General features: G+C 74.3%; 25 protein-coding genes. 18 read left to right on the top strand and 7 right to left on the bottom strand.

The window, feature by feature from the left end; translation table 11 throughout:
• Positions 1-147: 147 nt before the first annotated feature.
• A complete protein-coding gene (locus tag IE271_RS24885; RefSeq protein ID WP_190192661.1) occupies positions 148-504 on the bottom strand; it encodes a DUF1844 domain-containing protein in 357 nt (118 codons plus the stop codon).
• 364 nt (positions 505-868) lie between these two features.
• On the opposite strand from IE271_RS24885, the gene infC reads away from it, so the two are divergent.
• The 10 genes from infC to IE271_RS24935 all read left to right on the top strand — a co-directional run bounded on the left by infC (position 869) and on the right by IE271_RS24935 (position 12,809).
• Positions 869-1,537: a translation initiation factor IF-3 gene (gene infC, locus IE271_RS24890; RefSeq protein ID WP_190192662.1), complete on the top strand. Its 669-nt coding sequence runs from the start codon at positions 869-871 to the stop codon at positions 1,535-1,537.
• Positions 1,538-1,666: 129 nt separating this feature from the next.
• Complete coding sequence (rpmI, locus tag IE271_RS24895; protein ID WP_190192663.1) at positions 1,667-1,861, top strand: 50S ribosomal protein L35; 195 nt, start codon at positions 1,667-1,669, stop codon at positions 1,859-1,861.
• A gap of 99 nt (positions 1,862-1,960) precedes the next feature.
• On the top strand, positions 1,961-2,347 hold the full coding sequence (gene rplT / locus IE271_RS24900) for a 50S ribosomal protein L20 (protein ID WP_071267962.1): 387 nt from the start codon (positions 1,961-1,963) through the stop codon (positions 2,345-2,347).
• A gap of 547 nt (positions 2,348-2,894) precedes the next feature.
• Entirely contained in the window at positions 2,895-3,752 is an 858-nt protein-coding gene (locus IE271_RS24905; protein WP_190192664.1) for a TrmH family RNA methyltransferase, read from the top strand.
• Between the two features lie 105 nt (positions 3,753-3,857).
• Positions 3,858-4,994: a sensor histidine kinase gene (locus tag IE271_RS24910; protein ID WP_190192665.1), complete on the top strand. Its 1,137-nt coding sequence runs from the start codon at positions 3,858-3,860 to the stop codon at positions 4,992-4,994.
• A gap of 182 nt (positions 4,995-5,176) precedes the next feature.
• Positions 5,177-6,304: a phenylalanine--tRNA ligase subunit alpha gene (gene pheS / locus IE271_RS24915; protein WP_190192666.1), complete on the top strand. Its 1,128-nt coding sequence runs from the start codon at positions 5,177-5,179 to the stop codon at positions 6,302-6,304.
• The gene (gene pheT / locus IE271_RS24920; RefSeq protein ID WP_190192667.1) at positions 6,304-8,817 is read left to right on the top strand and encodes a phenylalanine--tRNA ligase subunit beta; all 2,514 of its coding nucleotides are present in this window, start codon (positions 6,304-6,306) and stop codon (positions 8,815-8,817) included. Before pheS ends, pheT begins: the two co-directional genes overlap by 1 nt.
• 516 nt (positions 8,818-9,333) lie before the next feature.
• A complete protein-coding gene (locus tag IE271_RS24925; RefSeq protein WP_190192668.1) occupies positions 9,334-10,380 on the top strand; it encodes a PP2C family protein-serine/threonine phosphatase in 1,047 nt (348 codons plus the stop codon).
• Between the two features lie 321 nt (positions 10,381-10,701).
• Positions 10,702-12,042, top strand: a complete 1,341-nt coding sequence (locus IE271_RS24930; RefSeq protein ID WP_190192669.1) for an NsdA family TPR-like regulatory protein — start codon at positions 10,702-10,704, stop codon at positions 12,040-12,042.
• Between the two features lie 221 nt (positions 12,043-12,263).
• Complete coding sequence (locus tag IE271_RS24935; RefSeq protein ID WP_190192670.1) at positions 12,264-12,809, top strand: NUDIX domain-containing protein; 546 nt, start codon at positions 12,264-12,266, stop codon at positions 12,807-12,809.
• Positions 12,810-12,842: 33 nt separating this feature from the next.
• Here the strand turns inward: IE271_RS24935 and IE271_RS24940 are convergent, their stop codons facing one another.
• Both IE271_RS24940 and IE271_RS24945 read right to left on the bottom strand, forming a co-directional pair.
• Positions 12,843-13,100 (bottom strand): hypothetical protein, encoded by a 258-nt coding sequence (locus tag IE271_RS24940; protein WP_190192671.1) that lies wholly within the window; start codon positions 13,098-13,100, stop codon positions 12,843-12,845.
• A gap of 271 nt (positions 13,101-13,371) precedes the next feature.
• Positions 13,372-14,247 (bottom strand): 3-hydroxybutyryl-CoA dehydrogenase, encoded by an 876-nt coding sequence (locus IE271_RS24945; protein ID WP_308435212.1) that lies wholly within the window; start codon positions 14,245-14,247, stop codon positions 13,372-13,374.
• A gap of 218 nt (positions 14,248-14,465) precedes the next feature.
• Here IE271_RS24945 and IE271_RS24950 point away from each other — a divergent pair, with 218 nt between their 5' ends.
• A complete protein-coding gene (locus IE271_RS24950) occupies positions 14,466-15,644 on the top strand; it encodes a glycoside hydrolase family 10-like protein (RefSeq protein ID WP_444546145.1) in 1,179 nt (392 codons plus the stop codon).
• Between the two features lie 100 nt (positions 15,645-15,744).
• On the opposite strand, the gene IE271_RS24955 is transcribed toward IE271_RS24950, so the two are convergent.
• Both IE271_RS24955 and IE271_RS24960 read right to left on the bottom strand, forming a co-directional pair.
• A complete protein-coding gene (locus IE271_RS24955; protein WP_190192673.1) occupies positions 15,745-15,939 on the bottom strand; it encodes a DUF1918 domain-containing protein in 195 nt (64 codons plus the stop codon).
• Between the two features lie 92 nt (positions 15,940-16,031).
• Positions 16,032-17,060: a DMT family transporter gene (locus IE271_RS24960; RefSeq protein ID WP_190192674.1), complete on the bottom strand. Its 1,029-nt coding sequence runs from the start codon at positions 17,058-17,060 to the stop codon at positions 16,032-16,034.
• On the opposite strand from IE271_RS24960, the gene IE271_RS24965 reads away from it, so the two are divergent.
• Both IE271_RS24965 and IE271_RS24970 read left to right on the top strand, forming a co-directional pair.
• Entirely contained in the window at positions 17,059-18,501 is a 1,443-nt protein-coding gene (locus IE271_RS24965; RefSeq protein WP_190192675.1) for an aminotransferase-like domain-containing protein, read from the top strand. The genes IE271_RS24960 and IE271_RS24965 overlap by 2 nt on opposite strands.
• 332 nt (positions 18,502-18,833) lie before the next feature.
• Positions 18,834-19,427, top strand: coding sequence for a histidine phosphatase family protein (locus IE271_RS24970; protein WP_190192676.1), 594 nt, complete (start codon positions 18,834-18,836; stop codon positions 19,425-19,427).
• Here IE271_RS24970 and IE271_RS24975 read toward each other — a convergent pair.
• Positions 19,424-19,891 carry a DUF6314 family protein gene (locus tag IE271_RS24975; protein WP_190192677.1) on the bottom strand — a complete coding sequence of 156 codons (468 nt, stop codon included), beginning with the start codon at positions 19,889-19,891 and terminating at the stop codon, positions 19,424-19,426. The genes IE271_RS24970 and IE271_RS24975 overlap by 4 nt on opposite strands.
• A gap of 183 nt (positions 19,892-20,074) precedes the next feature.
• Positions 20,075-20,971 (bottom strand): LLM class F420-dependent oxidoreductase, encoded by an 897-nt coding sequence (locus tag IE271_RS24980; RefSeq protein ID WP_190192678.1) that lies wholly within the window; start codon positions 20,969-20,971, stop codon positions 20,075-20,077.
• 204 nt (positions 20,972-21,175) lie between these two features.
• Between IE271_RS24980 and argC the strand changes: the two genes are divergently transcribed.
• Genes argC through IE271_RS25005 form a run of 5 tightly spaced genes read left to right on the top strand, consistent with a single transcriptional unit; the run spans position 21,176 to position 26,069 of the window.
• Positions 21,176-22,204 (top strand): N-acetyl-gamma-glutamyl-phosphate reductase, encoded by a 1,029-nt coding sequence (argC, locus tag IE271_RS24985; protein ID WP_190192679.1) that lies wholly within the window; start codon positions 21,176-21,178, stop codon positions 22,202-22,204.
• Entirely contained in the window at positions 22,201-23,352 is a 1,152-nt protein-coding gene (gene argJ, locus IE271_RS24990; RefSeq protein ID WP_190192680.1) for a bifunctional glutamate N-acetyltransferase/amino-acid acetyltransferase ArgJ, read from the top strand. Before argC ends, argJ begins: the two co-directional genes overlap by 4 nt.
• Entirely contained in the window at positions 23,349-24,299 is a 951-nt protein-coding gene (gene argB / locus IE271_RS24995; RefSeq protein WP_190192681.1) for an acetylglutamate kinase, read from the top strand. The genes argJ and argB overlap by 4 nt, the downstream gene beginning before the upstream one ends.
• Positions 24,296-25,522, top strand: a complete 1,227-nt coding sequence (locus tag IE271_RS25000) for an acetylornithine transaminase (protein ID WP_190192682.1) — start codon at positions 24,296-24,298, stop codon at positions 25,520-25,522. The genes argB and IE271_RS25000 overlap by 4 nt, the downstream gene beginning before the upstream one ends.
• A 7-nt stretch (positions 25,523-25,529) precedes the next feature.
• Positions 25,530-26,069 carry an arginine repressor gene (locus tag IE271_RS25005; protein WP_190192683.1) on the top strand — a complete coding sequence of 180 codons (540 nt, stop codon included), beginning with the start codon at positions 25,530-25,532 and terminating at the stop codon, positions 26,067-26,069.
• The last annotated feature ends 50 nt before the right edge of the window (positions 26,070-26,119 follow it).

Genomic DNA, 26,119 nt, shown 5'->3' on the forward strand with positions numbered 1-26,119 from the left:
GCACTCCCCCTGGCTCTTCGAGCAGGGGGGACCCCCACGCCGCGTTGTCGGAGCCACCCGGGTACGCCCGGTACGAGGGTGGTCCTCCGCCTTGCGACGCACCGCACCGGACGCCGCGAGCCCACGGCAGCCTTTCCGGTCACGGCACTAGCCGTAGACGGCGCCGGTGTACTTCTCGCCCGGGCCCTGGCCCGGCTCGTCCGGCACGAGGGACGCCTCGCGGAAGGCCAGCTGCAGTGACTTCAGGCCGTCGCGCAGCGGGGCCGCGTGGAAGGAGCTGATCTCGGTCGCGCTCGCGTCGAGCAGGCCGGCCAGTGCGTGCACCAGCTTGCGGGCCTCGTCGAGATCCTTGTGCTCGTCGCCCTCCTCGGTCAGCCCCAGCTTCACGGCGGCGGCGCTCATCAGGTTGACGGCGACCGTCACGATCACCTCGACCGCAGGGACCTCGGCGATGTCGCGGGCCATGGCGGTGAAGTCGGGCGTCTCAGGGGAGGTGTCACTCATGCCCCACACGATAGGCCCCGGCACGGGCCCGCCCGGTCGCGGGAGCCCCGCATACCGCGGTTAGCACCTGTCCCGCGGAGCTGCTAACCTTGAGTTACGACCGGTCGGACACGTGTGTGACCGACCCACAAGTGGAGGCTCCGATCTCCCACCTGACCGTCCTCCGGGACGGCGGGTCACCGGTCAGGCGGCCGCCATCGTTCCGTACGGACGATGGAGCCGCCCGAACAGCGCCCCGCGGGTCACTGCGGCGGTGCTCCGGCGTCTCGGAGTCCCGCCTGTGCACCGTCCGGGGCATTTTTTCTGCGCCGCGACGGTTGGTCCCAGTGTCATCCAGACATACGCGGCTGTCCCCCAGACAGTCGTGTGGTGCTACCGAGGAGGATCCATCAGCGCCGAGCCCCGCATCAACGACCGGATTCGCGTTCCCGAGGTGCGACTTGTCGGTCCCAGCGGCGAGCAGGTCGGGATTGTCCCGCTTGCCAAGGCCCTGGAGCTTGCGCAGGAGTACGACCTCGACCTGGTCGAGGTCGCGGCGAACGCCCGTCCGCCCGTGTGCAAGCTCATGGACTACGGGAAGTTCAAGTACGAGTCGGCCATGAAGGCCCGTGAGGCGCGCAAGAACCAGGCGCACACGGTCATCAAGGAGATGAAGCTCCGGCCGAAGATCGACCCGCACGACTACGACACCAAGAAGGGTCACGTCGTCCGGTTCCTCAAGCAGGGCGACAAGGTCAAGATCACGATCATGTTCCGTGGTCGCGAGCAGTCCCGGCCGGAGCTCGGCTACCGGCTGCTGCAGCGCCTCGCGGAGGACGTCCAGGACCTCGGTTTCGTCGAGTCGAATCCGAAGCAGGACGGCCGCAACATGATCATGGTTCTCGGTCCGCACAAGAAGAAGACCGAGGCGATGGCCGAGGCCCGTGAGGCCCAGGCGGCCCGCAAGGCGGATGCGAAGGCCAACCCCGGCCGCTCGCAGAACGCCGCCGATGTCCCGGTCGAGGAGTCGGCCGAGGCACCCGCCGAGGCCTGATCCCGGGGCGCGGGTCCAGGAGTCCCTGGACACGGGTCCAGGGATGCAATCGATAGAAGAGCGACGCTTCGTTGTGCCCGGTTTCGCGACCGGGCACCGAAGCGCCACCGACGAGGAGAGAACGGCGCCATGCCGAAGAACAAGTCGCACAGCGGTGCCAGCAAGCGCTTCAAGGTCACCGGCTCCGGCAAGGTGCTCCGTGAGCGCGCCGGCAAGCGCCACCTGCTCGAGCACAAGTCGTCCCGTCTGACGCGTCGCCTCACCGGCAACGCCGAGATGGCCCCGGGCGACGCCAAGAAGATCAAGAAGCTTCTCGGCCAGTGAGCCCGGGCGCGCCCCATGCGCGCGCCTGATCTCGAACCGGGACCCAGTCGTTCTCGGGCCGTGTGAGTCCAACCGCGGCCCCGCTACAAGGAGTTAAAAGTGGCACGCGTCAAGCGGGCAGTCAACGCCCACAAGAAGCGCCGGGCGATCCTCGAGCAGGCCTCCGGCTACCGCGGTCAGCGTTCGCGCCTGTACCGCAAGGCCAAGGAGCAGGTCACCCACTCGCTGGTCTACAACTACAACGACCGCAAGAAGCGCAAGGGCGACTTCCGGCAGCTGTGGATCCAGCGCATCAACGCCGCTGCCCGCGCCAACGGCATCACCTACAACCGCTTCATCCAGGGTCTGAAGGCCGCGAACATCGAGGTCGACCGCAAGATCCTGGCCGAGCTGGCCGTCAACGACGCCAACGCGTTCGCCGCGCTCGTCGAGGTCGCGCAGAAGGCTCTGCCGTCGGACGTCAACGCGCCCAAGGCCGCTGCCTGAGCATCGCGCAGCACCCGGACGTGAACCGGACCCGCAGGCTTCGGGCCTGCGGGTCCGCGTGTGTCCGGGCCCTGCCCGGCGGACCGGCCGCCGCGTACCGCCGCGGAACCGGCCCCCACGCGCCGCCGCCCCGGACGGCCCGCCCGGCCGCCGCCCCGCGTCCGGCGCGACGGCCCGTTCCGGCCCGGCCGGCCGATGCGCGTCCCGCGAGCCCGACCCGGCGGGCCGGGGGCAGGGCATGGCGGGCCGAACCCCGCCGGTGCGCGGCCGAACCGTCCGGCGCCGCGCCCGGCGGACCCCATGGCCGTACCGGCCGAGCCCGTGTCCGGCCGTCCACGGCGGTACCGGGCGAGCCCGCGCCCGGCGGCTCTCCGGGCTCGTCCCGGCGGCCGGGCCGATGAGCTGGTGGGAGGCTGGGCGGGGCCGCAACCGGCCACCTCGTGGCCGGGTGCGGCCGGGGCCACGCCCGGTCGGTCCTCGGCCGTACCGGACGAACCCGTACCGCCCGCCCCTCCCCGCCGTCCACTCCGACCCGAAGGTGCACCGCATGACCGCCGCCCCCGAACCGATCTCCCCGCGTTCGTCGCGCGTGTCCGCCGCGCGGCGGCTGGCGAAGCGGAACTTCCGGGGGAAGGAACGGCTGTTCCTGGCCGAGGGGCCGCAGGCCGTGCGGGAGGCGGCCGGGCACCGCGCCCACGGCGCCGCGACGCTCGCCGAGCTGTTCGCGACCGCGGAGGCCGCCGAGCGGTACGCCGACATCGTCGCCGCCGCCCGGGACGCGGGGGCCCGCGTCCACCTCGCCTCCGAGGAGGTGATCGCCGACATCTCCACCACCGTCACCCCGCAGGGCCTCGTCGGCGTCTGCCGCTTCCTGGACACCCCCTTCGAGGACGTCCTGCGCGCGCGGCCGCGCCTGGTCGCCGTCCTCGCGCACGTCCGCGACCCCGGCAACGCCGGCACGGTGCTGCGCTGCGCCGACGCCGCGGGCGCCGACGCCGTCGTCCTCACCGACGCCTCCGTCGACCTCTACAACCCCAAGGCCGTGCGCGCCTCCGTCGGCTCGCTGTTCCACCTGCCGGTCGCCGTCGGCGTCCCCGTGGAGCAGGCGGTCCGGGGGCTGCGGGACGCCGGGGTGCGGGTCCTGGCCGCCGACGGGGCGGGGGAGCAGGACCTCGACGACGAGCTGGACCGGGGCACCATGGGCACCCCCACCGCCTGGGTCTTCGGCAACGAGGCATGGGGTCTGCCGGAGGAGACGCGGGCCCTCGCGGACGCCGTCGTACGGGTCCCGATCCACGGAAAGGCGGAGAGCCTGAACCTCGCGACGGCCGCCGCCGTATGTCTCTACGCGTCGGCCCGCGCCCAGCGCGGCTCCGGAGGGTGCCGTTCCGTCACTTCCGGCTAGTAGGGTGACGGGCTCGGGGATCCTCCCGGGCGCCCGCCCGGCCCGAGCGGGGAGGCCCGTGCGCAGGGAGGCCCCCCGACGCCGGAGGAGAGGTGGGGTGCGGGGATGAGTGTCGGCACCAGCAGACCGCTGAAGACGCGGGACGCGCGGCGGCCGCCCGCGCCCCGGCACGGCGACCTCGCCGAGCTCGGCCTCTGCCCGGACGACCTGCCCGACGGCCTGGTGATCGCCGACGAGCACGGCCGCGTGGTCTGCTTCAACGCCGCGGCCGCCCGTATCACCGCCCTGCCCGCCGAGCGGGCGCTCGGCAGCGCGCTGGAGCACGCCCTGCCGCTGGAGGACCTGGAGGGCCGCCGCTGGTGGCAGCTGACCGACCCGTACCGCGGGCTGGCCATCCGGGTCGGCCAGCCCGAGCGCAACCTGCTGCTGCCCGGCGGCCGCGAGGTGCTGGTCTCGGCGCGCTACGTGCGCGACGAGCCCACCGGGCCGGTCCGCCGCGTGATCGTCTGCCTGCGTGACACCGAGGCGCGCCGCCGCACCGAGCGCAGCCACGCCGAGCTGATCGCCACGGTCGCCCACGAGCTGCGCTCCCCGCTGACCTCGGTGAAGGGCTTCACGGCCACGCTCCTCGCCAAGTGGGAGCGGTTCACCGACGACCAGAAGAAGCTGATGCTGGAGACCGTCGACGCCGACGCCAACCGCGTCACCCGGCTGATCGCCGAGCTCCTCGACATCTCCCGCATCGACTCCGGGCGCCTGGAGGTACGCCGCCAGCCCGTCGACATCGGGGCCGCGGTCGGCCGCCACATCCAGGCGTACGTCGCCTCCGGGCAGTCCGCCGACCGGTTCCTGCTGCGCATCGGGCACCCGCTGCCCGAGCTGTGGGCCGACCCCGACAAGATCGACCAGGTGCTCAGCAACCTGCTGGAAAATGCGGTGCGGCACGGCGAGGGAACCGTCACCATCGACATCGAGCCCTCGGCCTCCCCGCGCGAGCGGGAGGAGGCCGCCACGTCGGTCACGGTGAGCGACGAGGGACCCGGCATCCCGGAGGAGTCCATGAACCGCGTCTTCACCCGCTTCTGGCGGGGCAGCAAGCGCGGCGGCACCGGCCTCGGGCTCTACATCGTCAAGGGCATCGTCGAGGCCCACGGCGGCACCATCACGGTCGGGCGCGCCCCCGGCGGCGGCGCCCAGTTCCGATTTACGTTGCCCGTGGGCACCCCGGCCCATCTGCTGTAGCGCAGGCCGGTCCGCCCACGGGCGCCTCACGCCGCCGCGCCGGTCCCCGCGGACCGGTCGTCCGGGCGACGCCCGCACCCCCGTTAGACTCGGCCTTTGGCACCTTTGCGTCCTGAGCCGGACGACGCGCCCATGCGTCGCGACGGGGACCTCCAGCCAGCCAACCGGAAGCACGGGAAGAGATGTCGGCACCGAATAAGTCGTACGACCCTGTTGAGGTCGAGGCCTTGAAACCGGAAGAGATCGAGCGCATGCGGGACGAGGCGCTCGCCGCCTTCGCGGCCGCGGACTCTCTCGAAGCGCTCCAGGAGGCCAAGGTCGCCCACACCGGCGGCACCTCGCCGCTGGCCCTGGCCAACCGGGAGATCGGCGCGCTGCCCCCGCACGCCAAGGCCGACGCCGGCAAGCGCGTGGGCCAGGCCCGCGGCGCCGTGAACAAGGGCCTCGCCGCCCGCCAGGCCGAGCTGGAGGCCGAGCGCGACGCGCGCGTCCTGGTCGAGGAGGCCGTGGACGTCACGCTGCCCTACGACCGCGTCCCCGCCGGCGCCCGGCACCCGCTGACCACCATGATGGAGCGGGTCGCGGACGTCTTCGTCTCCATGGGCTACGAGATCGCCGAGGGCCCCGAGGCCGAGGCGGAGTGGTTCAACTTCGACGCCCTGAACTTCACCCCGGACCACCCGGCCCGGCAGATGCAGGACACCTTCTTCGTCCAGGGCCCGAAGGGCGCCCGGGGCGAGGAGTCCGGCGTCGTGCTGCGCACGCACACCTCCCCGGTGCAGGCCCGCGCCCTGCTCGACCGCGAGCCGCCCGTCTACGTGGTGTGCCCCGGCCGGGTGTACCGCACCGACGAGCTCGACGCCACGCACACCCCGGTCTTCCACCAGATCGAGCTGCTGGCCGTCGACGAGGGCCTGACCATGGCCGACCTGAAGGGCACGCTCGACCACATGGTCCGCGCGCTCTTCGGCGAGGACATGAAGACCCGGCTGCGCCCGAACTACTTCCCCTTCACCGAGCCGTCCGCCGAGATGGACATGCTCTGCTACGTCTGCAGGGGCGAGTCCGTCGGCGACCCCGACCGCCCCTGCCGCACGTGCTCCAGCGAGGGCTGGATCGAGCTCGGCGGCTGCGGCATGGTCAACCCGCGGGTGCTGACCGCCTGCGGCGTCGACCCCGAGAAGTACAGCGGATTCGCCTTCGGGTTCGGCATCGAGCGGATGCTGATGTTCCGCCACAACGTCGAAGACATGCGAGACATGGTCGAGGGTGACGTCCGGTTCACCCGGCCGTTCGGGATGGAGATCTGATGCGGGTCCCGCTTTCTTGGCTGCGGGAGTACGTCGACCTGCCGGCGACTCAGACCGGGCGCGACGTCCAGGCCAAGCTCATTTCGGCCGGTCTGGAGGTCGAGACCGTCGAACAGCTCGGCGCCGACCTCAAGGGCCCGCTGGTCGTCGGCCAGGTGCTGACCATCGAGGAGCTGGAGGGCTTCAAGAAGCCGATCCGCTTCTGCACCGTCGACGTCGGCACCGCCAACGGCACCGGTGAGCCCCAGGAGATCGTCTGCGGCGCCCGCAACTTCGCGGTCGGCGACAAGGTCGTCGTGGTCCTCCCGGGCGCCGTGCTGCCCGGCGGCTTCGCGATCTCCGCGCGCAAGACCTACGGCAAGGTCTCGCACGGCATGATCTGCTCCAGCGACGAGCTGGGCATGGGCGACGACGGCACCAAGGGCATCATCGTGCTGCCGCCGGAGTACGAGCCCGGCACCGACGCGATCGAGCTCCTCGAGCTCGTCGACGAGGTCCTCGACATCGCCGTCACCCCGGACCGGGGCTACTGCCTGTCGCTGCGCGGCGTGGCCCGCGAGACCGCCATCGCCTACGGCCTGCCGCTGCGCGACCCGGCGCTGCTGGACGTGCCGGCGCCGAACCCGTACGGCTACCCGGTGCAGGTCTCCGAGCCGCTGGCCTGCGACCGCTTCACGGCCCGCGTGGTCACCGGGCTGCGGCCCGAGGCGCGCTCCCCGATCTGGCTGCAGCGCCGCCTGCAGAAGGCCGGCATGCGCGCCGTCTCGCTCGCCGTCGACGTCACCAACTACGTGATGCTGGAGCTCGGCCAGCCCCTGCACGCGTACGACCGCTCCCGGCTCCAGGGCGCGATCGGAGTGCGCCGGGCCGGGCAGGGCGAGAAGCTCACCACCCTCGACGGGGTCGAGCGCGTGCTCGACGCCGAGGACCTGGTGATCACCGACGAGCGCGGGCCCATCGGCCTCGCGGGCGTCATGGGCGGTGCCGACACCGAGATCGCGGACCACGGTGAGGAGACCGCGACCACCGACGTGGTGATCGAGGCCGCGCACTTCGACGCGGTCTCCGTGGCCCGCACGGCCCGCCGCCACAAGCTGTCCTCCGAGGCGTCCCGCCGCTTCGAGCGCGGCGTCGACCCGCTGGCCGCCTCCGCCGCGGCCCAGCGCACCGTCGACCTGCTCGTGCTCCTCGCGGGCGGCACCGCCGACGCCGGCGTCACCGAGGTCATCGCGCCCTCCGCGCCGCGCACGATCACCGTCCCGGCGGACCACCCGGACAGGGTCGCGGGCGTCGCGTACGGCCGCGAGACCGTCGTGCGCCGGCTCCAGGAGATCGGCTGCGACGTCTACGGGCAGGACGAGCTGATCGTCACCGTCCCGTCCTGGCGGCCCGACCTGACCGACCCGAACGACCTGGCCGAGGAGGTCATCCGGCTGGAGGGCTACGAGAACCTGCCCTCCACGCTGCCCAAGCCGCCCGCCGGCCGCGGGCTGACCGCCCGCCAGCGGCTGCACCGCCGCGTCGGCCGCGCGCTGGCCGGCGCCGGGTACGTCGAGACGCCGACCTACCCGTTCCTGGGCGAGCAGGTCCTCGACCAGCTCGGCCTGGCCGCCGACGACCCGGCCCGCCGGGTCGTGAAGCTGGTCAACCCGCTCTCCGACGAGGAGCCGGGCCTCCGTACGACGCTGCTGCCGGGCCTGCTCGGCGCGCTGCGCCGCAACGACGGCCGGGGCAGCCACGACCTGGCGCTGTTCGAGACCGGGCTCGTCTTCCGGGCCCGGGGCGAGGCACGCGTCGCCGGCCGGCTGCCCGTGGACCGCCGGCCCACCGACGAGGAGCTCGCGTCGCTGACCGCGGCGCTGCCCGAGCAGCCCCGGCACGCCGCCGTCGTCCTGACGGGCGCCCGCGAGCAGGCCGGCTGGTGGGGCAAGGGCCACCCGGAGACCTGGGCCGACGCCGTCGAGGCGGCGCGCGTCGTCGCCCGCGAGGCGGGGACGCCGCTGACGGTGCGCAAGGGCCAGTACGGTCCGTGGCACCCCGGCCGGTGCGCCGAACTCGTCGTGACGGCCGGCGGCACCGAGCGCGTCGTCGGCCACGCGGGCGAGCTGCACCCCGGCGTGCTCAAGACGCTGGGCCTGCCCGCGCGCACCTCCGCCATGGAGCTCGACCTGGACGCGCTGGAGGAGGCGAGCGCCGGACTGCCCAGGGCGCCGCGCATCTCCACCTTCCCGGTCGCCACCCAGGACGTCGCGCTGGTCGTCGACGCGTCCGTCCCGCACGCCGGGGTGGAGGCCGCGCTGCGCGAGGGCGCGGGTGAACTGCTGGAGTCGATCCGGCTGTTCGACGTCTACGAGAACGCGGAGCAGCTCGGTGAGGGCCAAAAGTCGCTGGCGTACGCGCTGCGCTTCCGCGCCCCCGACCGCACGCTGACCGTCGAGGAGGCCACCGCGGCCCGCGACGCGGCCGTCGCCGTGGCGGCCGAGCGCACCGGGGCGGTGCTGCGCGGAGCCTGACGCGACCGGGGCCGCGTGCCCCGCGAGGTCCCGACCGAGGGGCGCATCCGGACCGCCGGGTGCGCCCCTCGTGGCCGTCCGGACGGCCACGAGGGGCGGTCCTCGAAAGGCCCTGCCCGGGCGGCCACGGCGCGGGGAGGGCTCGTACGGACGTACGGCGGCACGGTGATCGCCCGCTCACTCCTTCGGGTGGCACGTCGGGACGATCCCGCCCGGCCGGGGCACCCGGTCGAAAGAATCGGTCCCGGTCCTCGTGGGGCCGATCTGTGCTACCGGGCCTATTGGGGGGCCAACGGCATGAATCGCAGCAGAGTCGGGGTTCCCCGCAGGACAGGGCACACGCTCCGGAGGTCCGCACGGCCCGCGCCGAGAGGCGCCCTCCCCGCCGCGGCCCGCCGCGGAGCCCCGCGCGCCGCACCGCGCCGCACGGGCCGCACGGACGGCCCCCGCGCCGCGCTCGCCGGAGCCCTCGGCCGCGCGGGCCCGCGGGCCGTACGCCGTACGCCGGGCACGGGGATGCCCGCCGTCTGGGGCGCCGTCGCCGTCACCTACGAGCTGGCCTGCCCGCTCGCCCGGCAGGACGGCCTCGGCGCCCGCCTCGTCACCAGCGCCGTCCTCCTCGTGGTCGGCACGGGCCTGGTCCTGCACGTGAGGCGGGGGCTGCTGCGCGAGCTGCGGCAGGTCCGCCGGGTGGCGGGCGCCGCGCAGGACGTGCTCCTGCGGCCGCTGCCCCCGCGCCTCGACGGCCTGCGCGTCGCCGCGGCCCGGCTCGCCGCCGACCGCGGCGCCACCGTCGGCGGCGACCTGTACGAGGCGCTCGGCACCGAGCACGGCGTACGGGTCGTCATGGGCGACGTCCGCGGCCACGGCATCGCCGCCCTCGGCACCGTCGCCGCCGTGCTCGGCAGCTTCCGCGAGGCGGTGCACGACGAGGCCGCGCTCGACGGCGTCCTGCGCAGACTGGAGCGGGCGCACGCCCGGCACCTGCGGGAACGGGCCCGGGCCGAACACCCCGCGCACGGCGTGGAGCCCGAGCACCCGGTCGCCGAGGAGTTCGTCACCCTGCTGCTCCTTGAGATCGGCCACGACGGGCGGATGCGCGCGCTCAACTGCGGTCACCCGTGGCCGTACGTGCTGCGCGAGGACGCCACCGCGCCGGACGGCGGGCGGGGCCGGGTGGCGCCGCTCGCCGGCGACGGCCCGCTGCCGCCCCTCGGGCTCTTCCCGCTCCCGGCCGAGCTGCCCGTCCTCGGCTGCGGGCGGCTGCTGCCGGGCGAGACCCTCGTCCTGCACACCGACGGGGTCGAGGACGCCCGCGACGCCCGCGGCCGGTTCTTCCCGCTGCCCGCCGTGCTCGCCGAGGCCCTGGGCGCCGGGTGCGGGGGCCGGACCGGACCCGTCCTGCCGCACGCCGTCCTGAGCACCGTCCTCGCCCGCCTCCTGCGGCACGCCGGCGGCCCGCCCGGCGACGACGCGGCCGTCCTCGTCCTGCGCAACGACCGCAGACAGGCCCCCCGCCGGCAGGGCGCACCGGTCGGGCGCCGGGCGCATCGCGTCACGTGAACCCCGAGGCCGCGGAGCTCGCACGTGCCCTTCGGCGACGCGCCCGGCTCTCCTCCCGCGCGAAGGCCGGCCCGGCGCGCGCCGCCCGCCCCGCCGCGGATGTGTCGGGCAGGCGGCGGAACGGACGGCGCGGAGGAGGGCCGCCGCACTGTACGAGGGGGAGCCGGCGGCCCGGCCGGCCTCTTGCGAGGCAGTTCAGTCAACCGGCGGGGCCCCTCCCGCACCAGTGCGCGCACTGGACGGATCCGGGCGTTCCGTTCACACCCCGTGTGAACCGGGACGCACTAGTCTGGCCGTACCGAGCCATCGGAGGGGCCTTCCATGCAGCCCAACACTCTGCTCGACGCGATCCTGGACGAGGCCGGCATCTCGCACGCCGGTCTCGCCGCGCACGTCAACCAGGCGGGGCGGACACGCGGTCTCGCGCTGCGGTACGAACACACCGCGGTGGCCCGGTGGCTCAAGGGACAGCGCCCGCGCGGACAGGTGCCCGACCTGATCTGCGAGGTGCTCGCGGCCCGGCTGCACCGGCCGGTGACGCTCGACGACATCGGGCTCGGCGTGCCGGGGCGGCCGTCGCCCGCGCACGCCGGGTCGCTCTCCGGCTTCGTCGAGCGGGCCACCGCGCTGTGGCGCTCCGACGAGCAGCAGCGCGCGTACCTCCTCGGCGCACCGGCGGTCACCGGCACCCCCGCCGTGATGCCCGTGTGGGAGTGGGAGAACCCGCCCGAGGACGTGGACGTCTCGCGCGGCGGGCGGCAGCGGGTGAGCATGGCCGACATCGAGATGCTGCGGGCGGCCCGCGCGCACTACGAGCAGATGTACCGCAAGGCCGGCGGCGTCGCGGTCCGCACCCGCGTCGTCGGCTTCCTCAACGCCGAGGCGGCGCCCCTGCTGCGGGGCGGCTACACCGACGAGACCGGCCGCCAGCTGCACCGTGCCACGGGCGGGCTGGTGGCGATCGCCGGCATCTGCGCCTACGACTCCGACGCGCACGGCCTGGCCCAGCGCTACTTCCACCAGGCGCTGCGGCTGGCCAAGGCCAGCGGCGACCGGGCCCTGGGCGCGTACGTCATCGCGCTGCTGGTCAACCAGGCGCTGTTCATGCGGGAGTACCGCCAGGCCGTCGCCTTCGCGGAGGCGGCGCTGCGCACCGCCGGGCGGCACATCACGCCGGCGCTCGCCTCCGACCTGTACGCGATGCAGGCCAAGGCGTACGCGCACCTCGGCGACGGCAGCAGCGCGCTGGACTGCATCCGGCGGGCCGAGTCGGCCGCCGAGCGGATCCTGCGCGGGCACGAGCCGGACGAGACGGGCTACGTCCAGCCCGGCCTGGTGAACGTGCAGGTGGCCGAGGCGCTGCTGAGCCTCGGGGACCTGGCGGCGGCGCGCGAGCACGCCGAGGCCGCCGTGGACACCCCCGCCCACGACCGGGGCCGGGTGCACCGGCTCGCCGTGCTCAGCCAGATCGAGCTGCGCCAGGGCAACGCGGACCGGGCCGCGGTCGCCGCGGCGGAGATGGCGGAACGCGCGCGCGGCATGGAGTCGCAGCGGCTGCGCGACAGATTGCGCGCGGCGCGGGAGCACCTGGCGCGCAACGGCGGCGCGGGCACGGCCGAGGCGGCCGAACTCATCGACGGCGCGCTGCGGGTCCCTCTGTAGGGCCCGCGCGCACCGCCGCGGACCGGGCCCCGTGAGGGGCGGCCGGACCGCCCCTCACCGCTGCGGCAGGACCGTCGGACACCGCCGCCGGCCGGCACCGCACGGCCGCGACGGCGGACTCCGCGCCCACCGCCGTGCTGCGAGCGGCCCCTCGTGCGCCTGCTGTGAGCACGCCCTCCTGCTGCGATATTGCCATCTACTTAGCGGAAGGTGGCAGAACCGTGCAGTGGACGAAACAGAACGAACAAGTTGTGTACGCCAATCGCTGGTTCAGCGTCAATCTCGCCGATGTCGAGCTGCCGGACGGCCGGCACCTCGACCACTTCCTGATACGGCTGCGGCCCGTCGCCGTCGCCACGGTGGTCAACGAGGCCAACGAGGTGCTGCTGCTGTGGCGGCACCGCTTCATCACCGACAGCTGGGGCTGGGAGCTCGCCGCGGGCGTGGTCGAGGACGGCGAGGACGTCGCGGCCGCGGCCGCCCGCGAACTGGAGGAGGAGACCGGCTGGCGGCCGGGGCCCCTGCACCACCTGATGAGCGTCGAACCGTCCAACGGACTCACCGACGCCCGGCACCACATCTACTGGGCCGACGAAGGTGAGTACGTCGGGCACCCCGTGGACGACTTCGAGTCGGACCGCCGGGAGTGGGTCCCCCTCAAGCTCGTCCCCGACATGGTCGCCCGGGGCGAGGTCCCGGCCGCCAACATGGCGGCCGCCCTGCTCCTCCTGCACCATCTCAGGCTCGGGCAGGACACGTTGACCTGACGTGCCGCTCTCCCGCGCCCGGTGGGTGCCCGCTCAGCGGCCGAAGGCCTGCCAGACCGCCAGGGCCAGTGCCCCTACGGCGGTGAGCGCGGCCAGGGTGGGCAGGGGCCACCGGGTGTGTTCCAGCGCGACGATCCGGGCGCTCAGCTCCTCCAGATCCTTCATGGTCTGCTCGTCGCGCTGGGTGAGCAGGGCCAGGCCTCCCTCGATACGGGCGACACCCACTTCGAGGCTCCGGCGCAACTCGGCGAGTTCTCCGTGGACGATGGGCGGCTCGGGCTCGGCGGACACGAATCCGCTCCTTTCCGTGGTCGTGACAACGGTTGCGTGACACGGAAAGTCAACTCGCCTGGTGGACGCGTGGGGAGCGTGTGCGCGCGGCATATGCGAGTTGAGCGCGCACACGGTGTGTGAATGGCGTGGGCCCGGCACTCCGAGGGAGTGCCGGGCCCGTGTCGTCCTCACGCTCCGTAGCGGCCGCGGGAAGCGGAACGTGACCGGAGGGAGGCGTGCGCGCACCGGGAGCGGGGCGTGCGTTCGGCGGGACCGGGACGCACGGGGCTCAGGCGTACGTGTAGAAGCCCGAGCCCGTCTTCCGGCCGAGCCGGCCCGCGTCGACCATGCGCTGCAGCAGCGGGGGAGCGGCGTACAGCGGCTCCTTGTACTCCTCGTACATCGAGTGGGCGACCGAGGCGACGGTGTCGAGGCCGATCAGGTCGGACAGCTTCAGCGGGCCCATCGGGTGCGCGCAGCCCAGCTCCATGCCGTTGTCGATGTCCTCGCGGCTGGCGATGCCGGACTCGAACATCCGGATCGCCGAGAGGAGGTAGGGGATGAGCAGGGCGTTGACGACGAAGCCGGAGCGGTCCTGGGCACGGATCGCGTGCTTGCCCAGCACCTTCTCGACCAGCAGCTGGGCCCGGCTGATCGTGCCCTCCGAGGTGGTCAGGGCCGGGATCAGCTCGACCAGCCGCTGCACGGGGGCCGGGTTGAAGAAGTGGACGCCGATGACATGGTCGGGGCGCGAGGTGGCGACCGCGAGCTTCACGAGCGGGATCGAGGAGGTGTTGGAGGCCAGGATCGCGTCCGGACGGGTCACCACCTGATCGAGCACCTGGAAGATCTCGGTCTTGACCTGCTCGTTCTCGACGACGGCCTCGATGACCAGATCGCGGTCGGCGAACTCGCCCAGGTCCGTGGTGAAGCTCAGCCGCGCCTGCGTCGCGTCCAGCTCCTCCGCGGAGATCTTGCCGCGCTCCGCGGCCTTGGAGAGCGAGGTGAACAGCCGGGCGCGGCCGATCTCCAGGGCCTCGCCGGTGGTCTCGGCGACCTTCACCTCCAGGCCGGCGCGGGCGCACACCTCGGCGATGCCCGCCCCCATCTGGCCGCAGCCCACCACTCCGACGCGTGCGATGTCTCCGGGGATGTGCGTCGTCACTTCGTCCCTTTCGCTGGTCCACGAACGTGGCAGGTCCCGTCGTCGGTGCCTGCTCCGTTCGAGCACGTTACCCGCCGTCCTCCGTGGAGCGGCCCGCCGGGTCGGGCATGCTGGCCGGTACGACGGTCCGTGACGGGGCGGATCCGGTGAGTCGGGGGTGGACCATGGGGCGGCTCTCACGTCGGGCGTTCGCGCTGGCCGCGGTCTCGGGACTCGTCATGGCGCGGGACGCCGCCGCGGTGCCGTCCCCGGGCGGGCGGGCGCCCGCCGCGCCGCAGCTGCGCGGGATGTGGCTGGCGACCGTCGCCAACCGCGACTGGCCCTCGAAGCCGGGGCTGCCCGCGGCCGAGCAGCGCGCCGAACTCCTCGCCCACCTGGACACGGCCGTGCGCCGCCGGCTCAACGCGGTGATCCTCCAGGTGCGGCCCACCGCGGACGCCCTGTGGCCCTCGCCGTACGAGCCGTGGGCGCAGTGCCTGACCGGGGTCCAGGGGCAGGACCCCGGCTGGGACCCGCTGGGCACGGCGGTCAGCGAGGCCCACGCGCGCGGTCTCGAACTGCACGCCTGGTTCAACCCGTACCGGGTCGCCGCCCACGCCGACCCCGGGCGGCTCGTCCCGGAGCACCCCGTGCGCCTGCACCCCGACTGGGCGGTGGCCTACGGCGGGAAGCTCTACTACAACCCCGGGCTGCCCGAGGTCAGGGCCTTCGTCCAGGACGCGATGCTGGACGCGGTGACCCGGTACGAGGTGGACGCCGTGCACTGGGACGACTACTTCTACCCGTACCCGGTGGCGGGCCAGGAGTTCGGCGACGACGCGGCCTTCGCGGAGCACGGGGGCGGCTTCGAGGACCGGGCGGCCTGGCGGCGCAACAACATCGACCTGCTGGTGCGCGAGACGGCGGACCGCGTCAGGGCGGCCCGGGCCGGCGTGCGGTTCGGCATCAGCCCCTTCGGGGTGTGGCGCAACGCCGCGACCGATCCGCTCGGCTCGGACACCCGGGCGGGCGTCCAGACGTACGACGACCTGTACGCGGACACCCGGACGTGGGTGCGCGAGCACTGGATCGACTACATCTGCCCGCAGCTGTACTGGAACATCGGCTTCGAGGCGGCCGACTACGCGAAGCTGCTGCCCTGGTGGGCGGAGACGGCCCGGGGCAGCGGCACGCGGCTGTACGTGGGGGAGGCGCTCTACAAGGCAGGAGACCCGGCGCAGCCGGAAGCCTGGCAGGACCCGGCCGAACTCTCCCGCCACCTCGCGCTGGCGCAGCAGTACCCGCAGGTGGAAGGGCACGCCTTCTTCTCGGCGAAGGAGGTGGCCGAGGACCGGATCGGCGCGATGGCGCGTGTGGTCGCCGACCACTACGGGCAGGCGGCGCGACGGCCGCGCTGAGGCGGCGGCCGCCGCGCCGGGGCCGCGTGCTCCGCGTCCGCCGCCCCTTCACCGGCCGGCCGCCGCGCCGTGCCGTCACCGGCCGCCGTGCCGGGCCGGGTCAGCGGGCGGTGTGCCGGTGGCGGATCTCCGCGTCCGGGCCGGGCGACATGACGGCCTCGTGCCCGTCCTCGAAGCGGACGCGGAACGGAGGGGCACCGTCGGCGCCCAGCACTTCGACGACTTCCGCGACCCGGTCGTGCTGTCCGACGGTCCGGCCGTGCACCACCAGCTGGTCGCCCACCCTTGCGCGCATCGGGATGCCTCCTCGTCTCGTGCGAAGGGAGCGTTCCGTGGCCGCAAGTCTACGGCGGGCTGCGCCCGTCGGACCCGGTGCGTACCGGCCCGTCAGCCGCGCGCCCGCTGGGTGACGGCGATGCAGACGAGCACGGCCGCGGCGGTCAGCGGCGCGGCCGGGGTGAGGTGCTCGCCCAGCAGCAGCACCGACCACACCAGGGTCAGCAGGGGCTGGGCCAGCTGCAGCTGGCTGGCCTTCGGGATGCCGATGGCGGCCATGCCCCGGTACCAGACGACGAGCCCCAGGAACTGCGAGCCCACCGCGACCCACAGCAGGCCGGTCACGCTGTGCGCGCTCAGCGCGACCGGCTCGTACGACAGGGCCACGAGCGCGCCCGGCAGGGTGAGCGGCAGGCAGAGCACCAGCGCCCAGCCGATGACCTGCCAGCCGGGCATGACCCGGGCCAGCCGGCCGCCCTCGGTGTAACCGGCGGCGCAGACCAGCAGCGCGGCGAAGAGGTAGCCGTCCGCGCCGGACAGGGCGCCGCCGCTCTGCTGCACGGTGAAAGCGATCACCGCGGCCGCGCCGGCCAGGGCCGCGGCCCAGAAGGTCCGCGACGGGCGGGCGCCGACGCGGAGCGCGGAGAACAGGGCGGTGGTCAGCGGCAGGAGGCCCACGACGACGGCGGCGTGCGCGGTGGTCGAGGTCTCCAGGGCGAGCGTCGTGAACAGGGGGAAGCCGAGCACGACGCCCGCGGCGACGACCACGAGGCCCGCCCGGTGCCGCCGCTCCGGCAGTGGTACGCGCAGCATCAGCAGGCAGCCGCCCGCGACGACGGCCGCGAGCACGCTGCGCACGGCCACCAGCGACCAGGGGCCGAAGCCCTCCAGGCCCCAGGCGGTGGCGGGGAAGGTGAGCGAGAACGCGACGACGCCGAGGGCGGCCTGGAGGAGACCGCCCCGGTGGAGCGCGCGGTCCCTCCCGGGGGAAGCGGGGGCGGTACCGGATACGGCGGGTGCGGTGGAGCCGGAGCCGGAGCCGGAGCCGGAGACCTGTCCCTGTCCCGTCGGTCCGGCTTCGGACGCCGGACTCGGCACTGCTATCGAGGTCTCGGCGGTAGCGCTATCCTGTGCTGTCATGCAAGAGCGTAGCAGCGTGGCCGAACTGGTGGAAAGGCTGCGGGACGAGCTGAACCGCTACTCTCCCGGTGAGAAGCTGCCGTCGAGCCGGGCGCTCGTCGAGCGGTTCCGCGTGAGCCCCGTGACCGTGTCACGGGCGCTGGCGCAGCTCTCCGCCGAGGGCCTGGTGACCACCAGGCCGGGCGCCGGGGCGTTCCGGGCGCGGGCCCGCGCCACCGCCCCGGCCGCCGGGGACACCTCGTGGCAGGAGGTCGCCCTCAGCGCCGACGCCTCCGCCGAACTGGTGCCGCGCACGGTCGACGCCTCCGGCGTGGTGGTCTCGCTGGCCTCCCCGCCGCCCGGCGTCGTGGAGTTCAACGGCGGCTACCTGCACCCCTCGCTCCAGCCCGAGCGGGCCATGGCCGCCGCCCTGTCCCGCGCGGGCCGCCGGCCCGGGGCCTGGGCGCGCCCGCCGGTCGACGGGGTGCCGGAGCTGCGCGAGTGGTTCGCGCGCGGCATCGGCGGCCCCGTCACGGCCGCCGAGGTGCTCATCACCTCGGGCGGGCAGTCGGCCCTGACCACCGCGTTGCGCGCGCTCGCGCCGCCGGGAGCCCCGGTCCTCGTGGAGTCGCCCACGTACCCGGGCATGCTGGCCATCGCCCGCGCCGCGGGGCTGCGGCCCGTGCCGGTGCCGGTGGACCGCGACGGCGTACGGCCCGAGCTGCTCGCCGACGCGTTCGCGGCGACCGGCGCCCGCGTCCTCGTCTGCCAGCCGCTCTTCCAGAACCCGACCGGCGCCGTGCTCTCCGCCGCGCGCCGGGGCGAGGTGCTGCGCATCGCGCGCGACGCCGGCGCCTTCGTGATCGAGGACGACTTCGTGCGCCGTCTCGTGCACGAGGACGCGGGACCGCTGCCGCGCCCGCTGGCCGCCGACGACCCCGACGGCGTGGTCGTGCACGTCTGCTCGCTCACCAAGGCGACCTCGCCGAGCTTCCGGGTGAGCGCGCTCGCCGCCCGCGGGCCGGTCCTGGAGCGGCTGCGGGCCATCCAGATCGTCGACACCTTCTTCGTGCCGCGCCCGCTCCAGGAGGCGGCCCTCGAACTCGTCGGCTCGCCCGCCTGGCCCCGCCATCTGCGGTCGGTCGCGGCCGAGCTGCGGGCCCGCCGCGACACGATGACGGCGGCGCTCCGCCGCCACCTGCCCGAACTCGCCCTGCCGCACGTCCCGTCCGGCGGCTACCACCTGTGGCTGCGGCTGCCCGACGGCACGGACGAGGGGGCGCTGCTGGCCGCCGCCCTGCGCGCGGGCGTGGCCGTCGCCCCGGGCCGCCCGTACTTCAGCGCCGAGCCGCCGGCCCCCCACGTGCGGCTGAGCTTCGTGGGCGTCGCCGGTACGGCGGAGATCGAGGAGGGCGTACGGAGGCTGCGCACGGCGTGCGACGAGGTGCTGCGGCCGTACTGACCGGCGCCGCGTCGGCCGGGCCGACCGGGACCATGACGGCCGGGCCGGGGCCATGGCGGCCGGGCCGTTCGGTGCCGCGGCGGGCGCTCCGGCCGGTGCCGCGGTGGTCGGACCGGCCGGTGCCGTGGAGGTGAGGTCCGTCGGCGCCGTGGCGGTCCGGGCCGCCCGGTGTCGCGGCGGGCGGACCGCCCGGTGTCGCGGCGGCCTGGTCGACCGGTGCCGCAGTGGGCGCACCCGCCGACGCCGTGGTGACCGGCCCTGCCGGTGCCGTGGCGGATGTACCGTCGGTTACCCCTCTTGACCGGCCCGGCCGGGCGGTCGAACATCGCGGCATGCATGTTCGGGTCACGTTCATCGCCGCGGCTCGCTGCTCCTCGCTGCTCGCCGAGCGCTTCGACGACGACAGGCCCCTCGACCAGGCCGGCTGGGACGAGGTGCAGCTCGTGGCGCCCGCGCTGATCCCGTACGCGGCCGCCGAGCTGCGCTACTGCTCGCCGGCGCCGCGCAGCCGGGCCACCGGCGACGCCCTCGGCCTCGGCCCGCTGGTGCAGCTCGCGCTGCGCGACTGCGACATGGGCCGGTGGCGCGGGCTCACGCTCGGCGAGGCGATGGCCCGCGAGCCCGCGGCGGTCGACGCCTGGCTCGCCGATCCGCGCACCGCGCCGCACGGCGGTGAGTCGCTGCTGACCTTCGTCGGCCGGGTCGGCGAGTGGCTGGACACCCGCCCGGCCGACGACGGCGGCCGCATCGTCGCCGTGGCCGAGCCGTCGGTCGTGCGCGCCGCCCTCGTCTACGTGCTGCGGGCCCCGCTGGCGACGTACTGGAACATCGACGTGCGCCCGCTGTCGACGACCGCGGTCACGGGGTGGGCCGGGCGCTGGAACCTGCGCTTCGACGGGGCGTTCCCGCAGCCCCTGCGGCCTTAGGCCGGATCGCCCCGATCCTCGGCGACCCGCGCGTAGTCGGTGGTGAGCAGGAGGTCCTTGGCCGGGCCGCCCACCCGCCACACGGTCCGCCAGCGGTCCGCGTCGAGCGCGGTGAACTCGCCCCGGTAGAGGTCGGCCGCGCACGGGTGGTCCGCGACGTGCCGCCCGGTCGTCAGGTCCAGGTCGTGGAAGGGGCGCCCGTCGGCGAAGCGCACGTCGGCGCGGCCCGCCGTACCGCCCGGCAGGAACCGCAGCGTGCGCTCGGCCGGCCGCGGCACGCCCCGCCACACGAAGGTGCCGCTCTCGTGGTGCAGCAGCCCGCCGCCGTCCAGCGGGGTGAAGGCGGTGGTGCCGGTGAAGCGCCCCTCGTCGCCCGTGGCCAGGTCCCGCACCGTGCGCTCGACCCGCCACCTCCCGGCCAGGTACGCGAGGACGTCGGGCACGGGCCGCAACTCGGTGGCCATGGCGTCGCTCCTTCCCGTTCCCGCTGCTCGGCCGGTGCCGCTGCCGCGCGGACGCCGGGGACGTGAGCCTACCCGGCGCCCGTCCGGCACCGGCGATCGGGCGGAGGCGGCGTGTGGGGGGAGCGGAGGACGGCGGCCCACCCTCCGGCGGGCGGCGGGCCGTCGTCCTCCCCGCTCCCCGCGTCAGTCCAGCAGCTGGGCCAGGCGGCGCCAGCCCTCGCGCGGGAGGTCCTCCCGGGGGTCGTCGCCGACCAGCTGGAGGGCCAGGTGGTCGGCGCCCGCGTCGTGGAAGAGGTCGACGGCGGCGCGGACGCGGTTCTCGTCGCCCCAGGCGAACACCGCGTCGACGAGGCGTTCGCTGCCGCCCTCCAGGAGGTCGTCCTCGGTGAAGCCGAGCCGCAGGAAGTTCCGGGCGTAGTTCGGCAGCTCCAGGTAGGGGGCGAGGTAGGCGCGGGCCGTGGCGCGGGCGCGGTCCGGGTCGGTGTCCAGGACCACCTTCAGCTCCGGCGCCAGCAGCGGGCCGTCCCCCAGGATCTCGCGGGCCTGCGCCGTGTGCTCGGGGGTGACCAGGTACGGGTGCGAACCGGCGGCCCGGTCGCGGGAGAGCCGCAGCATCTTCGGGCCGAGCGCGGCCAGCACGCGCCGCCCGGCGGAGACGCCCGCGGCGTCCAGCGCGTCCAGGTAGGCGACCATGGCGGCGTAGGGGCGGCGGTACTGGTCCGCGAGCTTGGCGTGGCTCACCCCGAGCCCGAGCAGGAAGCGGCCGGGGTGCGCGGCCTCCACGGTGGCGAGGCGGCGGGCGGTGTCCTCGGCGTCGTGCTCCCAGATGCTCTGGATGCCGGTGGCCACGACGAGCCGCGTCGTCGCGTCGAGGAGCGGCGCCGCGTGCGCCGGGTTGCTGTTGCCGCCCAGCCAGACGGCCCCGAAGCCGAGCTCCTCCAGTTCGGCGGCGGCCTCCGCGATCTCGCCGTGCCGCGCCGGGTCCTCCGAGCGCAGGGCGATGCTCCAGACGCCGTGCCGTCCGACGGCCTCCTTCAGGGCGTTCGGTGCTCCGCGGTCCGCGGTCGTGGTGTCGTCCATCGCTTCCGGTCCCTCCGTCCTCGGTGCCGCCGCAGCGGCCGGCTACGGCAGGTGCAACGAGAACGGCCCGGGGATAAGTCCCGCCCGGTCGGGTGAACGGCGGCGCGTCGACCTTTTCCGGCCGGGCACCCCGGACGGAGATCGGGGACAGATTGCATAAACGTGCAAAGAAACGTATAGTCATGCCATCCAGGAGGAGGGTTCATGACGGTACGCGCGGCTGTGGCGGGAGCGAGCGGATACGCGGGCGGGGAACTGCTGCGCCTGCTCCTCGTCCACCCCGAGGTCGAGATCGGCGCCTTGACCGGCAACTCCAACGCGGGCCAGCGCCTCGGCGCGCTGCAGCCGCACCTGCTGCCGCTGGCCGACCGCGTGCTCCGGGAGACCACCGCCGAGGTCCTCGCAGGCCACGACGTCGTCTTCCTCGCGCTGCCGCACGGCCAGTCCGCCGCCGTCGCCGAGCAGCTCGGCCCGGACGTCCTCGTCGTCGACATGGGCGCCGACTTCCGGCTGAAGGACGCGGTCGACTGGGAGCGGTTCTACGGCTCGGCGCACGCCGGGACCTGGCCCTACGGCCTCCCCGAACTTCCGGGTGGCCGCGCCGCGCTGGAGGGGTCCAAGCGCATCGCGGTGCCCGGTTGCTACCCCACGGCCGTCTCGCTCGCGCTGTTCCCGGCGTACGCCGCGCAGCTCGCCGAGCCCGAGGCCGTGATCGTCGCCGCGTCCGGCACCTCGGGCGCGGGCAAGGCGCCCAAGCCGCACCTGCTGGGCAGCGAGGTCATGGGCTCCATGTCCCCGTACGGGGTCGGCGGCGTCCACCGGCACACGCCCGAGATGATCCAGAACCTCAGCGCGGCCGCCGGCGAGCGGGTCTCCGTGTCCTTCACGCCGACCCTCGCGCCGATGCCGCGCGGCATCCTCGCCACGTGCAGCGCCAGGGCGAGGCCCGGCGTCACCGCCGAGTCGGTGCGCGAGGCGTACGCCAAGGCCTTCGCCGACGAGCCGTTCGTGCACCTGCTGCCGGAGGGCCAGTGGCCCGCCACGGCGTCCGTGTACGGCTCCAACGCCGTCCACGTGCAGGTCGCGTACGACGCGGACGCGCGGCGGATCGTCGTGATCAGCGCCATCGACAACCTGGCCAAGGGCACCGCGGGCGGTGCCGTCCAGAGCATGAACATCGCCCTCGGACTCGACGAGACCACCGGGCTTTCCACGATCGGAGTCGCACCGTGAGCGTCACGGCAGCCAAGGGGTTCACGGCGGCGGGCATCGCCGCCGGGATCAAGGAGAACGGCAACCCGGACCTGGCCCTCGTGGTCAACACCGGGCCGCGCCGCGCCGCCGCGGGCGTCTTCACCTCCAACCGCGTCAAGGCCGCGCCGGTCCTGTGGTCCGAGCAGGTCCTGAACTCCGGCGAGCTGGCCGCCGTCGTCCTGAACTCCGGCGGCGCCAACGCCTGCACCGGACCCAAGGGCTTCCAGGACACCCACGCCACCGCCGAGAAGGCCGCCGAGGTCCTGGGCGTCGGCGCGGGCGAGGTCGCCGTGGCCTCCACCGGCCTGATCGGCGTGCTGCTGCCGATGGACAAGCTGCTGCCCGGCGTGGAGCGGGCCGCCGCCGCCCTGTCCGAGCACGGCGGCGAGAAGGCCGCCATCGCCATCAAGACCACCGACACCGTGCACAAGACCGCGGTCCGCGAGGGGTCCGGCTGGACCGTCGGCGGCATGGCGAAGGGCGCCGGCATGCTCGCGCCGGGCCTGGCGACCATGCTCGTCGTGCTCACCACCGACGCCGACGTGGACAGCGCCACGCTCGACAAGGCGCTGCGGGCCGCCACCCGCACCACCTTCGACCGCGTCGACTCCGACGGCTGCATGTCCACCAACGACACCGTGCTGCTGCTCGCCTCGGGCGCCTCCGGCACGGCCCCGGAGTACGACGAGTTCGCCGAGGCCGTCCGCGCGGTCTGCGACGACCTGGGACAGCAGCTGATCCGCGACGCCGAGGGCGCCAGCAAGGACATCAAGATCGAGGTGGTGGGCGCGGCGAGCGAGGACGACGCCGTCGAGGTGGGCCGCTCCATCGCCCGCAACAACCTCCTCAAGTGCGCCATCCACGGCGAGGACCCCAACTGGGGCCGGGTGCTGTCCGCGATCGGCACCACCTCCGCCGCCTTCGAGCCCGACCGGCTGAACGTCGCCATCAACGGCGTCTGGGTCTGCCGGAACGGCTCCGTCGGCGAGGACCGAGAGCTGGTCGACATGCGCTACCGCGAGGTCCACATCGTCGCCGACCTCTCCGCCGGGTCCGAGACCGCCACCGTCTGGACCAACGACCTCACCGCCGACTACGTCCACGAGAACAGCGCCTACTCCTCATGAGCAACGGAACGACGCGGAAGCACACCGCCCTGCCCAAGGCCCAGACCCTCATCGAGGCGCTGCCCTGGCTGACCCGGCACCACGGCAGGACGGTCGTCATCAAGTTCGGCGGCAACGCCATGGTGAACGAGGAGCTGAAGGCCGCCTTCGCCCAGGACGTCGTCTTCCTGCGGCACGCCGGCCTGAAGCCCGTCGTCGTGCACGGCGGCGGCCCGCAGATCAGCGCGGCCCTCGACCGGCACGGCATCGTCAGCGAGTTCAGGGCGGGCCTGCGCGTCACCACCGAGGACGCGATGGACGTCGTACGGATGGTGCTGGCCGGACAGGTCCAGCGCGAGCTGGTCGGGCTGCTCAACCAGCACGGCCCGCTCGCCGTCGGTCTCACCGGCGAGGACGCGCACACCATCACCGCCACCAGACACCGGCCGCTGATCGACGGCGAACGCGTCGACATCGGACGCGTCGGCGAGATCACGCAGATCGACACGGGCGCGATCGAGGCCCTGCTCGCGGACGGCCGCATCCCGGTCGTCTCCTCCATCGCCCGCAGTGAGGACGACGGACATGTCTACAACGTCAATGCTGATACGGCGGCTGCGGCACTCGCTGCGGCGCTGGGGGCCGAGACCCTCATGGTCCTCACCGACGTCGAGGGCCTCTACGAGGACTGGCCGAACAGCGACGAGGTGATCAGCCGCCTCACCGCCAGCGAGCTGGAGAGGCTGCTGCCCGATCTGGCCAGCGGCATGGTGCCGAAGATGGAGGGCTGCCTGCACGCCGTGCGCAACGGCGTCACCACCGCCCGCGTCATCGACGGGCGCGTGCAGCACTCCATCCTGCTGGAGATCTTCACCGACGAAGGCATCGGCACGATGGTCGTGCCGGACGGGCCCGGCGCGCAGGACGAGCCGGCCGAGCGGGACGACGACGAGGGGAAAGCGGCATGACCGCCCAGCAGGACGCGACGGCCAACCAGGAGCTCACCCGGCGGTGGCGGGGCGCGCTCATGGACAACTACGGCACCCCGCGGCTGCCCCTCGTCCGCGGCGCGGGCACCAGGCTGTGGGACGCCGACGGCAAGGAGTACCTGGACTTCGTCGGCGGCATCGCGGTCAACGCGCTCGGCCACGCCCACCCGGCGGTCGTCGAGGCCGTGAGCCGGCAGATCGCCTCCCTCGGGCACGTCTCCAACCTCTTCGTGGCCGAGCCGCCGGTCGCCCTCGCCGAGCGCCTGCTGGAGCTGTTCGGCCGCGACGGCCGGGTCTACTTCTGCAACTCCGGCGCCGAGGCCAACGAGGGCGCCTTCAAGATCGGCCGGCTGACCGGGCGGCCGCACATGGTCGCCACCGACGGCGGCTTCCACGGCCGGACCATGGGCGCCCTCGCGCTCACCGGCCAGCCCGGCAAACGCGAGCCGTTCCTGCCGCTGCCCGGCGACGTCACCCACGTCCCCTACGGCGACGCGCAGGCACTGGCCGCCGCGGTCACCGAGGAGACCGCGCTGGTGGTCATCGAGCCGATCCAGGGCGAGAACGGCGTCGTCGTGCCGCCCCCCGGCTACCTCAAGGCCGCCCGCGCGATCACGGCCGCCACCGGCGCGCTCCTCGTCCTGGACGAGGTCCAGACGGGCGTCGGCCGGACGGGCCACTGGTTCGAGTACCAGGCGCACGAGGGCGTCCTGCCCGACGTCGTCACCCTCGCCAAGGGGCTGGGCGGCGGACTGCCCCTGGGCGCGACCGTCGCCTTCGGCCGCGCGGCCGAGCTGCTCAAACCCGGCCACCACGGCACCACCTTCGGCGGCAACCCCGTCGCCTGCGCCGCCGGGCTCGCCGTCCTGGACACGATCGCCTCCGAGGGGTTGCTCGACAACGTCAAGCGGGCGAGCGAGCGGCTGCGCGGCGGAATCGAGTCCCTCGGGCACCGGCTCGTCGACCACGTCCGGGGTGCGGGACTGCTGCTGGGTATCGTGCTCACCGAGCCGCTCGCGCCGAAGGTGCAGCAGGCGGCTCAGGACGCCGGCCTCCTGGTGAACGCGCCCGCCCCCGATGTCGTACGGCTGATGCCGCCGCTGAACCTGCGCGACGACGAGGCGGACGCCTTCCTGGAGGCGCTCCCCGGCGTCCTCGACCAGGCCCTCGCGGCCGACGGGGACGGACGATCCGGAGAATGAGAAGACGATGAGCCAGGCGCAGGACCACGAGCACGCAGGGCCCGCCGTGCCGCAGACCCGCACCGCACGCCACCGCCGGATCGTGGACATCCTCAACCGGCAGCCGGTGCGCTCGCAGAGCCAGCTGGCCAAGCTCCTCGCCGACGACGGGCTGAGCGTCACCCAGGCGACGCTCTCCCGCGACCTCGACGAGCTCAACGCGGTCAAGATCCGCAACAACGACGGCGACCTCATCTACGCGGTGCCGAGCGAGGGCGGCTTCCGCACCCCGCGCGCGCCGCTGGGCGAGTCGGCGAAGGAGGAGCGGATGCGCCGCCTCTCCGCCGAGCTGCTGATCTCGGCGGAGGCGTCGGCCAACCTCGTGGTCCTGCGCACCCCGCCGGGCGCCGCGCAGTTCCTGGCCTCGGCCATCGACCAGGCCGAGCTGCACGACGTCCTCGGCACCATCGCCGGCGACGACACGCTGATGCTGATCAGCCGTGACCCGACCGGCGGCCAGGCGCTCGCGGACCACCTGCTGCGGCTGGCGCAGAACGACGCCCACTGAGCGGAACGACACCCACCGAGCGGAACGACCCCCGCTGAACCGCCGGCGGC

It is taken from the genome of Streptomyces minutiscleroticus (genome assembly GCF_014650875.1).
Classification (GTDB): Bacteria; Actinomycetota; Actinomycetes; order Streptomycetales; family Streptomycetaceae; genus Streptomyces; species Streptomyces minutiscleroticus.

Coding starts and splice junctions, on each gene's coding strand:
- IE271_RS24885 (WP_190192661.1), bottom strand. CDS start 504: ATGAGTGACACCTCCCCTGAGACGCCCGACTTCACCGCCATGGCCCGC.
- rpmI (WP_190192663.1), top strand. CDS start 1,667: ATGCCGAAGAACAAGTCGCACAGCGGTGCCAGCAAGCGCTTCAAGGTC.
- IE271_RS24905 (WP_190192664.1), top strand. CDS start 2,895: ATGACCGCCGCCCCCGAACCGATCTCCCCGCGTTCGTCGCGCGTGTCC.
- IE271_RS24910 (WP_190192665.1), top strand. CDS start 3,858: ATGAGTGTCGGCACCAGCAGACCGCTGAAGACGCGGGACGCGCGGCGG.
- pheS (WP_190192666.1), top strand. CDS start 5,177: ATGTCGGCACCGAATAAGTCGTACGACCCTGTTGAGGTCGAGGCCTTG.
- pheT (WP_190192667.1), top strand. CDS start 6,304: ATGCGGGTCCCGCTTTCTTGGCTGCGGGAGTACGTCGACCTGCCGGCG.
- IE271_RS24925 (WP_190192668.1), top strand. CDS start 9,334: ATGCCCGCCGTCTGGGGCGCCGTCGCCGTCACCTACGAGCTGGCCTGC.
- IE271_RS24930 (WP_190192669.1), top strand. CDS start 10,702: ATGCAGCCCAACACTCTGCTCGACGCGATCCTGGACGAGGCCGGCATC.
- IE271_RS24950 (WP_444546145.1), top strand. CDS start 14,466: ATGGCGCGGGACGCCGCCGCGGTGCCGTCCCCGGGCGGGCGGGCGCCC.
- IE271_RS24955 (WP_190192673.1), bottom strand. CDS start 15,939: ATGCGCGCAAGGGTGGGCGACCAGCTGGTGGTGCACGGCCGGACCGTC.
- IE271_RS24965 (WP_190192675.1), top strand. CDS start 17,059: ATGCAAGAGCGTAGCAGCGTGGCCGAACTGGTGGAAAGGCTGCGGGAC.
- IE271_RS24960 (WP_190192674.1), bottom strand. CDS start 17,060: ATGACAGCACAGGATAGCGCTACCGCCGAGACCTCGATAGCAGTGCCG.
- IE271_RS24970 (WP_190192676.1), top strand. CDS start 18,834: ATGCATGTTCGGGTCACGTTCATCGCCGCGGCTCGCTGCTCCTCGCTG.
- IE271_RS24975 (WP_190192677.1), bottom strand. CDS start 19,891: ATGGCCACCGAGTTGCGGCCCGTGCCCGACGTCCTCGCGTACCTGGCC.
- IE271_RS24980 (WP_190192678.1), bottom strand. CDS start 20,971: ATGGACGACACCACGACCGCGGACCGCGGAGCACCGAACGCCCTGAAG.
- argC (WP_190192679.1), top strand. CDS start 21,176: ATGACGGTACGCGCGGCTGTGGCGGGAGCGAGCGGATACGCGGGCGGG.
- argB (WP_190192681.1), top strand. CDS start 23,349: ATGAGCAACGGAACGACGCGGAAGCACACCGCCCTGCCCAAGGCCCAG.
- IE271_RS25000 (WP_190192682.1), top strand. CDS start 24,296: ATGACCGCCCAGCAGGACGCGACGGCCAACCAGGAGCTCACCCGGCGG.
- IE271_RS25005 (WP_190192683.1), top strand. CDS start 25,530: ATGAGCCAGGCGCAGGACCACGAGCACGCAGGGCCCGCCGTGCCGCAG.